This window comes from Microcoleus sp. PH2017_08_TRC_O_A (genome assembly GCF_020738665.1).
Lineage (GTDB): Bacteria > Cyanobacteriota > Cyanobacteriia > Cyanobacteriales > Microcoleaceae > Microcoleus.
Map to the genome: position 1 here is coordinate 1 of NZ_JAEQCE010000132.1, position 11,374 is coordinate 11,374.

The following is an 11,374-nucleotide window of genomic DNA, read 5'->3' on the forward strand; positions in this document are numbered from 1 at the left end:
CAATTCCCAATTCCCAATTCCCAATTCCCAATTCCCAATTCCCAATTCCCAATTCCCAATTCCCAATTCCCAATTCCCAATTCCCAATTCCCAATGCCCAATTCCCAATTCCCAATTCCCAATTCCCAATTCCCAATTCCCAATTCCCAATTCCCAATTCCCAATTCCCAATTCCCAATTACCTCGATATTATTGGATCAATCCTAATTTTTGCAAGCGCGAACGAATGGCAACAGGTTGTCGCTGAAATTTCTGAGCTAATTCACTAACTTCTTGGCAGTTTGCATATTCTTTCTGTAAATTCTCATCTTCCTCGCGACTCCACTTTACGTAAGCCCTGGGATATTTCTGGCGAATTTTCTCATTCTGGGTTTTAGATCGATCGGCATTTTTGGACTCAGCATTCACACCAGAACCTAACGGTTGGTTAATTTCCCCGTCGCGACTAGCTACAGCCTCCTCCACGCGGCTGGGAATCACAGCAATTTCTTGAGCAAGCTGAGCCAAAGCATTATCTACTTGTTGCTGAAGTTCTGTTAGCTGTCGCTGCTGCAAATTTCCCCATTGCGGCAGTTCGTTGATAAACTCCTGCAAGTCCAGAATGATTGTTGTCAAAGTTTCGACTTGTTGCAACTCAGGCCGTTGTTTGAATTGGCGGCTGGTGATTTCGATCTCGCTTTGAATCATTTTAATAGTTTTTTCTAAAATTATGATCCGCTGGCGCAGGTTCTCAATTGCTGAAATTATAGAGTGGGAATTTTCTGCCTGGCCAACATTGAGATTTTCGCGAGATGTTTGGGCAAGAGCTGTATCTAAAGAACTTACAGCAAGTTGTAATTGCTCGATCGCCCGATCGCTCGTAGTGGCTTGTTGGTTTACGCGATCGAACACTGCCGCGGTACTTGTTTTAACTTGCCCGCGAAACTTCTGGCGGTTCACAAAATTCAAAAAGAGCGAAATTACTACAGGAACTTCGACATAAATGCTCTGCTGCAAAACCAAACTAGCAGCCAATCCTACAGCCGAGGCAGCAAGAAAGATTAATTCAGCAGTTTCTAACAAATTGCTCGATTTGGGATTTTGAATTTTGGTTGATGAATTAGGTGATGACATAGATTAATTGGGAATTGGGAATTGGGAATTGGGAATTGGGAATTGGGAATTGGGAATTGGGAATTGGGAATTGGGCATTGGGAATTGGGCATTGGGAATTGGGCATTGGGCATTGGGCATTGGGCATTGGGAGGCTGTACATCACGGAATTTAAAATTACTATGGGTTTTTTATTATGCCAATCTACATAAATATATTATAATTGCAAAATTAGTCGAGCTAAAGTGAAATAAATTAAGACTCCGAGGACATCAACTGCGGTGGTAATAAAAGGAGCAGACATTAAAGCGGGATCTAAACCCAAAGAACGAAAGAGAAATGGCAGAGCTGAACCGGCAATAGAAGCTAAAATTGCGATCGCCAGCAAACTCACCCCCACCGCGATTGCCACGGCTAAATTCCCTTGCAGAGTGTAAGCCCACCCCGTCGCTACCGTCCCCAATATAGCGCCTAGGAGCGCTCCCGCCATCCCCTCACGCACAATTACTTGAAAGGGGCCCATTGCTGTAATTTCATCAGTATTCAAACCGCGAATTACCACAGTTGAGGACTGGGCTCCGACATTGCCTCCAGTGCCAGTCAGCAGCGGAATAAAGGCTGCTAGGGCGACTACTTGGTGCAAAATATCTTCTTGAGCTCTAATAATTGCTCCGGTGACAGTGTTGGTTAACAGCAAAACAAACAGCCATACGACCCTTTTGCGGGCGACGGTGATTAAATCGGTCTGAAAATAATTGTCGCCGCCGGACTGGACGCCACCCAAGGTATAAATATCTTTGGCAGCTTCTTGTTCTAAAATGTCGATCGCGTCGTCAACTGTAATGATCCCCACCAGACGCTGTTCGCGGTCTACAACGGGCACAGCTAAAAAATCGTAACGCTGGATCAACCTAGCTACTTCTTCTCGATCCGTTCCCGTTTGCACAGAAACTACCTCGCGGGTCATAATTTCGCCGACAGTTTTGTCGAGGGGAGAAGTGACTAAATCCCGCAAGGATAAAATGCCACTCAACCGTCGCGCCGCATCAGTGACGTAAAGAGAATAAATGGTTTCGGTAGTTTTAGCTAAAGAGCGAATTCTGTCTAAAGCTTGAGCAACGGTAAAGCTTTCTTTGAGAGAAATGTATTCTGGGGTCATAATCCGGCCGGCGCTACTGGCTTCGTAACCCAAGAGTTGAGCCGTCGCTTCGCGTTCCGTTGGGCTCAATTCACCTAAGAGGCGGCGGACTAAGATGGCCGGCAGTTCGTCAAATAGTTTAGCTCGATCGTCCGGGGACATTTTGTCTACAATATCGATGACTTCTTGGCGTTTGAATTTTTCGCACAGAGACTGCTGAACGCTGGAGTCGAGATATTCGTAAACTGCGATCGCTTCGTCTTTAGAAAGCAACCGGAAAGCTATTACTTGCATGGTTTCCGGCAGGCCTTCGATAGCTTCAGCGATGTCTGCTTCCTGCACCGGCTGCAAAATCGCTTTTGCTCCTTGAAAGTCTCCTTGTTCCAACAAAGCCTTTAACTGCGATCGAACTAATTCCCGCAGTTCTTTTCGCGCGTAGGTGGGTAGAGAAGACGATTGATAATTGTTTTCTGTCACTGATGACCCTCCTCATGCAATTTTAGATTTTAGATTTTAGATTTTAGATTTGGGATTTGGGATTAAAGAATTGCGAATGACTTACTGAGTCAGCAGATTTGAACTTGACCTACAGTTGCATTTTTGTGGTAACTGGTATCAACCTGTGCTGCACGCCTTCCTGAATCCAGTTTATAGCCTATTGACACCACTGGTTGCAGTTATTATGATTTACACGGGCAGCGCGAGCAACCGAATTTTTTGGCAGATGCGGCAGCACCAAAACCAAGCTGTATTGTCGAAACCGAATTTCTTGGTATGATGTTTTCGAGCTAGTGCAACAGAGTGTGAGTTCGGGAGAGTGCGATCGATTACCGATTATTAATTACCAATTACCAATTACCAATTACCAATTACCAATTACCTCATCGCCTTTGAGAATGGGTATACTGTCAACCCTTCGGCTTCGCTCACGGCAAGCTGTCAACTGCCAACTGTCAACTATCAACTGCCAACTGCCAACTATCAACTGTCAACTGTCAACTGCCAACTGTCAACTATCAACTGTCAACCGACTTAAACCAATAACTGGTATTTTTCTTGTGCCAAACGGTAAAGTGGGCGCCACACCAAACGGTTAGTCAATACAACCAACAGCGACATCACAGAAGTAGCCGCTAACAGTAAAGGAAAATTACCCGATGCCGTTGCTTCAGAAATGGTCTCGCCCAAACCGCTCGTTCTAATTATTTCACCTTTAAACTGCACGTATTCGCTGACAATACTCGCATTCCAAGCTCCGCCAACCGCCGTAATAATTCCTGTGATTAAATAAGGGAATATTCCCGGCAAAATTAAAGTTTTCCAGCGTTGAATTAGGGAAAGTTTGTAAACTTGCGCGGCTTCAAATAACTCCGAAGGTATGGCTTGAGCGCCCGCAATCACATTAAACAGCAAATACCACATTGTACCCAACATCATCAGCGCTACAGAACCAATTTGCAACCCGCCTCCAGCGTGAATTAGAGCTAGTAGCAATACGGGAAATAAAGCCGTTGCTGGTACAGAAGCGGCTATTTGCACTAAAGGCTGCAAAATCTGAGCTAAACGCGGATTTCGACCGATCGCCACTCCGACAGGTACAGTCCACAACAGCGATAAAAATAGCGCGCAAATGACTCGCAAAGCCGTAAAAAATGCACCTCCCACGACTTTTTGCCAATCAGATACACTCAGGAACCTCAGCAGCAGTAAGGCTTCCCAGGTTCCCCAAAGGACGATCGCAGCAAACCCGCTGACAAACAGCCAATTGATCCAATTGCCGAGGCGGCTTTGTGCGCGAGGACTGGTTGGTAAATGAGCAGGTGCAAAACCTCTTGCCGCATAGCGATCGAAACTGTCACCTACGGGCGATATGCGCGACTTCAACACCCGCAGCGTCGCCGATCGCCTTAAAAAATCCAACACCTTGGACTGCGGTACATTGGTCGCTTCTACGGCTTGATATTTAAACTTTTCCACCCAAGCAATCAAAGGCTGCCAGATGAAAAAATCTATGGCTACAATCACACCAATTAATACTGCTAAACCCCAGCCGATCGCCCCAAAATTGCCTTCATTAGCTGCCTTGCCCAAATAGGAACCGAGTCCGGGCAGATGAAAGTTTTTAGCACCCAAGGTAAAAGATTCGATCGCAATCAAAAAGAACCAGCCACCAGCCACTGACATGACGCTGTTCCACACCAGCCCGATCGCACCAGCGGGCAATTCTAACGTCCAAAATTGTTGCCAAGCATTCAGCCGATAAACTTGAGCAGCTTCCTTGAGTTCTTGCGGAATGCCGGATAGGGACTGATAGAAACTAAAGGTCATATTCCAAGTCATTCCAGTGAATATTAAGATAATCGATGCGAGTTCTACGCCGATTCTTTGACCGGGAAATAATGTAACTAGCGCTAAAACTACTCCGGGCAAAAAGGATAAAACTGGAATCGACTGTAAAATATCTAATAAGGGAATTAAAATTTTTGCTGCGAGAGGAAAGCGGTAAGCTGAATAAGCATAAACTAAGGTAAATAGCAAGGATAAAAAATAGGCTGCTGTCATGCGTAAAAGAGTCTGGGCTGTATACCCTGGCAATACATTGAGGGTGGTCTCAATTTTAAAGTTTGGGTTGTAGTCACTGTTGAATTGAGAAGCTGTTTGGACTATTACTAGAATTAGAGAGAAGATTGCTAGAATTAGCAAGCCGTCTTGCCAAGTCCAAGTCGATCTTTCTAATGTTTTATTGGCGGGTGTTAGGGGTCTTGTCATAATAATTAGTTATTGGTAATTGGTAATTGGTAATTGGTAATTGGTAATTGGTAATTGGGCATTGGTAATTGGGAATTGGGAATTGGGAATTGGGGATTGGGGATTGGGAATTGGGAATTGGGAATTGGGGATTGGGCATTGGGAATTGGTCAGTTACTATTGTTATTAGTTATTAATTATTAGTTGTTAGTTGTTGATTCTAATGACTAATAACCAGTAACCAGTAACCAGTAACCAGTAGTCAGTAACCAGTAACCAGTAACCAGTAACCAGTAACCAATGACTACTGACTACTGACTACTCATTTTTAGGTTCTTCGGATTCTAGAAATATTTCACCCCCTGGTTCGTCGTAGCTGTACAACTCTGCATAACGACCCCAGTCAATCGCAGTTTTTAATTGTCGCATTGCTTCTTGGGGGCTAAAGTGGGCTTCGAGAATGTCCAAAATCAACTCTTCAGAAATGCGGTGATTTCGCTTAGACTGAAGCATTCGAGAAATTTGCTGTACTGCACGAATGTTGCTGAGAATTTGGGTACGAACAATTTGTTTGCGCTGGTCAATTCCGCCGGCAATGAATTGAATTCCAACTGGTGTTAACAGGAGGTCGCCTTCTTGAATTACTAGGAATTCCATTAATTTGGCGGCTTCGACGATCGGCAAAATGTCGTCTACCTCTAACATTAATTCTTGACCGAGGCGGTAGAGGTCTTTTTCCTTGCGATCTTCCAGGAGTTCTAACAAACCTGCGATCGCACCTGTGCGTACTTGCGGCAGAGATTGGTATTTAGTGCTGGGGGCGGGTTGAGTCTGAGATACAGCAGTAGCGGTACTTTGAGTTGGTGCAGCCACTGTTTCGCAGCTTAACTCTGGATTCGTCAGAATTTTGTACACTTGGTCTACGAGGGCTTGGAATTCTGGAGTTTTGCGATCGCGGTAGTGCGGCAAAGTCACGGTTAGTTCGGCGCGAATTCGCCCGGGATTGCGGCCGAGGACTACAATGCGATCGGCTAAAATGACCGCTTCCTCAATCCCGTGAGTTACGATTAATACAGCTTGAGTCGGAATCTTTTTTTCTAGCCACAAATCTAATAACTCAAACCGCAAGTTTTCTGCGGTCAACACATCTAAGGCTGAAAACGGTTCATCCATGCACAGCAATTCCGGTTCTACCGCCAAAGCCCTAGCAAATCCCACTCGCTGCCGCATTCCGCCGGACAGTTCTTTCGGATAAGCATTTTCAAATCCGTCTAAACCGATAATATCAATCATTCGCAAGGCTTTTTGGCGGCGCGGTTCTGGCAAGTCTCCTTTAGCTTTTAATCCTAATTCTACATTTTCTAGTACCGTCAGCCAGGGATAAAGGGCAAAGTTTTGAAAGACAATCGCTATCCCAGGATTTAAGCCGACTAAGGGACGATTGTGATAGAGAACTTCACCATCGCTGGGGGGGATTAGTCCAGCAATCATCCGCATTAATGTAGATTTGCCAGATCCGGAAGAGCCTAGTAAAGCTACTATTTCGCCCGATCGCAGTTCTAAATTTATTGGCTCTAAAATAGATATTTGTTGACCGTTGGGCTGCTGGTAAGCCTTGCTGACACCTTTTAAGGTAATGAGGCACTCTGTTGCTATTTTAACTACCACAACTAAACTCCCTCGCTTGTTATTTAACTTTAGTTATTAGTCATTAGTTATTAGTCATTGGTCATTGGTCATTGGTCATTGGTCATTGGTCATTAGCCATTAGCCATTAGCCATTAGCCATTGGTCATTGGTCATTGGTCATTGGTCACAAACTTTTACAAACTGAAAACTGATATTTGTCCGCAGACACGAGTTTGCCTCCGTTGGTCTTAACATTGATTCTTGGGTTTCCATACGTATACCTCATAAACTCATTTTTAGCAATACCTGCTGACGGGAATGCTTCATTCAGTTGACAGTTGACAGTTGACAGTTGACAGTTGACAGCACTTGACAAAGGAAGGAAGAGGATTGGAGTAATGAATCCTCTTCTTTTAATTTATCGCGATCGGGCTTGGGGCTTTAAACCAATGCTTTCTGGTAAAATCTGCAAGATATCAATTAAAGCGGAATTGAGGAGCGATCGCCAAAACCTGGTCGAGCTGAAAAAAATTAATTTTTAGATTAATTTTAAAATTAATTGCTACAAGTGCTGATTTCATATAAATTATTTTTCATTAGACGAGCCGCAAGCCGGACACGGCATTGCAGTTTCCCTACAGATGCTCGATTAGTATTTTATCTATTTGCCAATTCGTGCTAAAATGCTGCCTAACTGAACGGCAATTACTCCTAGTATGGCACTGCCAGCCCAGTAAAAAGTGGCAAAGCTGTAAAAGCGATCGCGCAACAAGACATTTGTCTCTAAACCGTAAGTCGAAAAAGTAGTATAAGCCCCCAAAAATCCCGTTGCTATCATTAACCGCACCTCGGACGGAACCGTCGGCACCCGTTCAAAAATCAGGGTGATAAAAAATCCCATAGCCAAGCAACCGGTGATGTTGATAAAAAAAGTTCCGTAGGGAAAAGCCGTTCCGAAACGGTTGGCAAACCACAAGGTGATATAATACCGGCTCAATGCGCCGACAATGGCACCGAAACTAATTGCGATCGGGTGGCGGAGATTCGGGTCTTGCAGCATCAAAGGATTTTAGATTTTAGATTCAGCGGACTCATCTAAACTATTGTATGATTAAAAGGGCGATCGCCATTTAAAAAATTATAGAGAGTATGTATGCAAATTGTGCTGGCTGCCGTAGACGATAACTTAGTTAGAGCGTGGGAAAGCACTTGTGGCAATATCGAGAATGTCAAGATACATCGCGGTTCAATCTTTGATGTGAAATGCGATGCGATTGTGAGTCCGGCGAATAGTTTTGGCTTCATGGACGGCGGCTTAAATTTAGAGATTGCTGAATATTTTGGAAGTCACGTTCCAGAACGCCTGCAAAAACTAATTCAGACTCGCCATCACGGCGAACTATTAGTAGGATTAGCCGAAGTTGTCGATACCGATCATGACGAAATTCCCTATTTAATTGCTGCCCCAACCATGCGGGTTCCGACAATTTTAACAGAGACAGTCAATGTTTATCTAGCAACCAGGGCTATTTTAACTCTCGTAAAATTTGGCACGGTTCCAGACGGAACGCCGGTCAAACATATCATTGAAACGATCGCGATTCCCGGCATGGGTACGGGCACAGGTAAAGTGCCACCCGATATCTGCGCGCATCAGATGCAAGTCGCGATCGCAGATATCCTCCTATCTCAATACCAATTTCCTAAATCTTGGCTGGACGCTCAAAAATCTCACCACTTGTTATATGCTGGCGATGCCGGACAGTTGCCGCTGGAAACTTGAAAGGCCCAAATCTCAAATTTCTACAGTGTTTAGCAACCGGGTTTCTTGGTAGTCTGTATTTTGAGGTGGAGCGATTTATCAGAAATTAAAGGGGTGCATCAGGTTTTTGAAGAGGGCGATCGCATGACCGCATATAAGTTATTAGTTATAATCTCATATTTACTGCGGTCATGCGATCGCCCCTACACACATATTTGCAAAACCCAGATGCACTCAACTAAAAACTAAAGTACGCTAAACCGTACCTGCAAGTTGGCGGTATCCTACACGCGAGCTCAACTTGGGTAGATAGAATGTAAGAGAACAGAGTCAAAAAAACCCGAATAATCAAAAATTATCTGTGATGTCACCAAATACTGCGATCGCAACCCGGTTGTTGGTAGGCGGCGGCGAAATTCCATGCAAACAACTATTGAAGGTCGATCGAGATTATTGCTTAATTTACCAGAAAGAATTGGTTTAAAGCCGGAACCCCGATCGGGAGAAATTAAAATCAGACTATTCATTACTCCAATCCTCTTGCTTCTAGGTAGAGGTCGCTCTAATCTGTCAACTGTCAACTGTCAACTGTCAACTGAATGAGTGCTTTCAGGGAGAGTCCCGAAATGAATCAAATTAAAACTGCTGCTTTGTTAGGCTTGTTAAGTGCGCTGTTAATTACCGTTAGCTATTGGGTAATCGGCGGTTCGGGCGGTGCAATTATCGGCATTGGTTTGGCCGCAGCCATGAACTTAGGTTCGTGGTTTTACTCGGATAAAATCGCTTTGGCGGCTTACGGGGCTGTGCCGGTAACTGCTAGCCAAGCGCCGGGACTTTATACAATGGTGGAAAGGCTGGCCCAGCGCGCTAATTTACCGATGCCGGGAGTTTACCAGAAAATTGGGTCTAAAGCCCCGTCCTAAAAGGACGGATTTAATTATCTAAATTTCTTGTTCAAGATGGTATAATAGAGTAATACTACAGGTAGAATAACCGCCGATACACATGAGACACTAAGCTCAAACGACAGGTCGGGAAATAATAATGGTTAGTGGGTGGCGAACACCACGAAAAACATAGCTAGGGTAACTAACGTAACCCAGACCAGAAAACTAAAATCTTGAATATTAAACGTACCGTGGGACACACGGGAACAAGAGAGGAAACTCTCTATCGCTTGGGGAGATAAGCCCTCTGGGATTGTTCTTTCTTAGGCTCAAAACACAGGTTCTATCGAACGGGTTTTTGGTTTAAGTATTGCCTTCATGATGGACAATTTTAAGGTATGTCTGTGAACCAAGAATCCCCGCGCCCTGACTGCCGGGGAGTGTCAAATTATTCCCACTGCGTCTGCTAACGCTTTTGCTACCGGGCGCTATCCCGAACACGCGGCGGTTGCGGTGACAGAAGGGATTATGAGTATGCTTTCAGAGGACGAACTCGAAGGAGTTATTGCCCACGAACTTACTCACATTGACAACCGCGATACGCTGACGCAAGCGGTGGCGGCTACGGTGGCGGGGGCGATTTCGTGGTTGGCGCAAATGGCGAGTTACAGTATGTGGTTTGGGGGTAGGGACGATCGCAACAGCCCGAATCCTGTAGGGTTGCTGCTGACAATTATCCTCGCACCGGTGGCTGCTTCGGTGATTCAGCTAGCCATTTCGCGCACGCGGGAGTTTTCGGCGGATGCGGGGGCTGCCCGGTTAACGGGCAATCCAAGGGCTTTGGCGAGGGCTTTGCAGCGGCTGGAAAGTGGGGCGCGGCAAATGCCCTTAGATGGTAATCCAGCTTTTGCGCCGCTGTTGATTGTGAATTCGTCTGCTGGTGATTGGTTTAGAAGTTTGTTTTCGACTCATCCAACTACCGAATCGCGGATTGAAAATTTGATGAAGCTGGAACAAGAATTGACTGGTTCTTATTGATAAGTGTTAGAATGAATTGTGGCGCTACAAATCGAAAGTTTTAACAGCCAGCATGAGTTCTGGTGCTATGGTTCAACAGTTGACAGTTGACAGTTGACAGTTGACAGTTTAAAAGCGACCTCTACCTAGAAGTCCGAGGAATCGAGTAATGAATAGTCTGATTTTAATTTCTCCCTCAAAGGCTTGGGGCTTTCAACCAATTCTTTCTGGTACAAAGTCTTAAGGGCCAGAATTAATTCTGGCAGTACATAACAAAGTCTGTGTTTGCGGATTACCAAAGGAGATATCGCAATGACTGATCCAAATTTGAATGAAGTAACTGAAGTAACTGAAGTAACAATTGTAGAGGCTACTCCCGAAACGACGGCGATCGTCACAAAGGAGATGCCGGATGCTACGCCCGAAGCGATCGCAGAAACAGCCGCTTTGTTTGAAGCAATTAAAAAACGCGCCGCCGCCGAAGTCCAAGCAGCCGGCGATCTCACCCGCGAAGCTTATTTGAAAGCCCTCCAAAAGGCTTCAGGCGCGATCGAACAAAATAAGTCGATCGCCAAAGAGAGAATGACTGAGGCTGTCAGCCTACTCAAAAAGGAATCCGAGAAAAATTGGCTGGTGGTGGATGCGATTAAAACGCGAGCTCAAGCCCAGGTGCAAGATGCCGGCGAAGTCAGTCGCGAAGCTTATTTGAAAGCGGTTCGACAAGCGCGGGAAGCGGTGGAACAAAATAAATTAGTCGAACGCGATCGCATCGATCAAGCTGTTGAGCACATTCACAAGGAAACTGAAAAGAATTGGCACGTGGTTGTGGGAGAAATTGAGTCGATTGGCGCTCGATTGAAAGAGACTGCTAAGTCTGCCTGGAACTCGCTAACGGCGTTTTTTGACAAGTCAGATCGCGGCGATTCGGAGAAGTAATCGGAATTGATATAATCAGTTCTTCATATCAAATCCGTTTGCATCGGAATGATATAAACGGAATGATATAGCGGATCAAGCGAAAGATTCGCGGACGTTGTTGGGAAGAGAGCCCTCTTGGTTTCAGTGGTTATATAACCTGTCAGTCATACCTCACCTTTTTGA

13 protein-coding genes are annotated in these 11,374 nt (G+C 45.1%); 7 read left to right on the forward strand and 6 right to left on the reverse strand.

Annotated elements, in window-relative coordinates:
* Window positions 1-189 precede the first annotated feature (189 nt).
* A complete protein-coding gene (locus JGK22_RS30735; protein WP_293314402.1) occupies window positions 190-1,113 on the reverse strand; it encodes a hypothetical protein in 924 nt (307 codons plus the stop codon).
* A 7-nt stretch (window positions 1,114-1,120) separates the two neighbouring features.
* On the opposite strand from JGK22_RS30735, the gene JGK22_RS30740 reads away from it, so the two are divergent.
* The gene (locus JGK22_RS30740) at window positions 1,121-1,267 is read left to right on the forward strand and encodes a hypothetical protein (protein WP_293314404.1); all 147 of its coding nucleotides are present in this window, start codon (window positions 1,121-1,123) and stop codon (window positions 1,265-1,267) included.
* Window positions 1,268-1,309: 42 nt separating this feature from the next.
* Here JGK22_RS30740 and mgtE read toward each other — a convergent pair whose 3' ends face one another.
* Both mgtE and JGK22_RS30750 read right to left on the reverse strand, forming a co-directional pair.
* A complete protein-coding gene (mgtE, locus tag JGK22_RS30745; RefSeq protein ID WP_293155286.1) occupies window positions 1,310-2,707 on the reverse strand; it encodes a magnesium transporter in 1,398 nt (465 codons plus the stop codon).
* 555 nt (window positions 2,708-3,262) lie between these two features.
* Window positions 3,263-4,999, reverse strand: coding sequence for an ABC transporter permease subunit (locus JGK22_RS30750; RefSeq protein WP_293191836.1), 1,737 nt, complete (start codon window positions 4,997-4,999; stop codon window positions 3,263-3,265).
* A 40-nt stretch (window positions 5,000-5,039) separates the two neighbouring features.
* On the opposite strand from JGK22_RS30750, the gene JGK22_RS30755 reads away from it, so the two are divergent.
* A complete protein-coding gene (locus JGK22_RS30755) occupies window positions 5,040-5,168 on the forward strand; it encodes a hypothetical protein (RefSeq protein WP_293191838.1) in 129 nt (42 codons plus the stop codon).
* 128 nt (window positions 5,169-5,296) lie between these two features.
* On the opposite strand, the gene JGK22_RS30760 is transcribed toward JGK22_RS30755, so the two are convergent.
* Window positions 5,297-6,646, reverse strand: a complete 1,350-nt coding sequence (locus JGK22_RS30760) for a nitrate/sulfonate/bicarbonate ABC transporter ATP-binding protein (protein ID WP_293208410.1) — start codon at window positions 6,644-6,646, stop codon at window positions 5,297-5,299.
* A gap of 359 nt (window positions 6,647-7,005) precedes the next feature.
* On the opposite strand from JGK22_RS30760, the gene JGK22_RS30765 reads away from it, so the two are divergent.
* Window positions 7,006-7,149 carry a hypothetical protein gene (locus JGK22_RS30765; protein ID WP_293177491.1) on the forward strand — a complete coding sequence of 48 codons (144 nt, stop codon included), beginning with the start codon at window positions 7,006-7,008 and terminating at the stop codon, window positions 7,147-7,149.
* A 119-nt stretch (window positions 7,150-7,268) separates the two neighbouring features.
* On the opposite strand, the gene crcB is transcribed toward JGK22_RS30765, so the two are convergent.
* On the reverse strand, window positions 7,269-7,667 hold the full coding sequence (gene crcB, locus JGK22_RS30770; RefSeq protein ID WP_293177489.1) for a fluoride efflux transporter CrcB: 399 nt from the start codon (window positions 7,665-7,667) through the stop codon (window positions 7,269-7,271).
* Between the two features lie 93 nt (window positions 7,668-7,760).
* Here crcB and JGK22_RS30775 point away from each other — a divergent pair, with 93 nt between their 5' ends.
* Entirely contained in the window at window positions 7,761-8,390 is a 630-nt protein-coding gene (locus JGK22_RS30775; protein ID WP_293177487.1) for a macro domain-containing protein, read from the forward strand.
* Between the two features lie 275 nt (window positions 8,391-8,665).
* On the opposite strand, the gene JGK22_RS30780 is transcribed toward JGK22_RS30775, so the two are convergent.
* Window positions 8,666-8,896 (reverse strand): hypothetical protein, encoded by a 231-nt coding sequence (locus tag JGK22_RS30780; protein ID WP_293197728.1) that lies wholly within the window; start codon window positions 8,894-8,896, stop codon window positions 8,666-8,668.
* A 99-nt stretch (window positions 8,897-8,995) separates the two neighbouring features.
* Between JGK22_RS30780 and JGK22_RS30785 the strand changes: the two genes are divergently transcribed.
* The 3 genes from JGK22_RS30785 (at window position 8,996) to JGK22_RS30795 (ending at window position 11,209) form a co-directional block, all read left to right on the forward strand.
* Entirely contained in the window at window positions 8,996-9,292 is a 297-nt protein-coding gene (locus JGK22_RS30785; RefSeq protein WP_293197730.1) for a hypothetical protein, read from the forward strand.
* 414 nt (window positions 9,293-9,706) lie between these two features.
* A complete protein-coding gene (locus tag JGK22_RS30790; protein WP_293225135.1) occupies window positions 9,707-10,294 on the forward strand; it encodes a M48 family metalloprotease in 588 nt (195 codons plus the stop codon).
* A gap of 291 nt (window positions 10,295-10,585) precedes the next feature.
* Window positions 10,586-11,209 carry a hypothetical protein gene (locus JGK22_RS30795; RefSeq protein ID WP_293177483.1) on the forward strand — a complete coding sequence of 208 codons (624 nt, stop codon included), beginning with the start codon at window positions 10,586-10,588 and terminating at the stop codon, window positions 11,207-11,209.
* The last annotated feature ends 165 nt before the right edge of the window (window positions 11,210-11,374 follow it).

Coding starts and splice junctions, on each gene's coding strand:
- JGK22_RS30795 (WP_293177483.1), top strand. CDS start 10,586: ATGACTGATCCAAATTTGAATGAAGTAACTGAAGTAACTGAAGTAACA.
- JGK22_RS30765 (WP_293177491.1), top strand. CDS start 7,006: ATGAATCCTCTTCTTTTAATTTATCGCGATCGGGCTTGGGGCTTTAAA.
- JGK22_RS30735 (WP_293314402.1), bottom strand. CDS start 1,113: ATGTCATCACCTAATTCATCAACCAAAATTCAAAATCCCAAATCGAGC.
- JGK22_RS30785 (WP_293197730.1), top strand. CDS start 8,996: ATGAATCAAATTAAAACTGCTGCTTTGTTAGGCTTGTTAAGTGCGCTG.
- JGK22_RS30780 (WP_293197728.1), bottom strand. CDS start 8,896: ATGAATAGTCTGATTTTAATTTCTCCCGATCGGGGTTCCGGCTTTAAA.
- JGK22_RS30775 (WP_293177487.1), top strand. CDS start 7,761: ATGCAAATTGTGCTGGCTGCCGTAGACGATAACTTAGTTAGAGCGTGG.
- crcB (WP_293177489.1), bottom strand. CDS start 7,667: ATGCTGCAAGACCCGAATCTCCGCCACCCGATCGCAATTAGTTTCGGT.
- JGK22_RS30750 (WP_293191836.1), bottom strand. CDS start 4,999: ATGACAAGACCCCTAACACCCGCCAATAAAACATTAGAAAGATCGACT.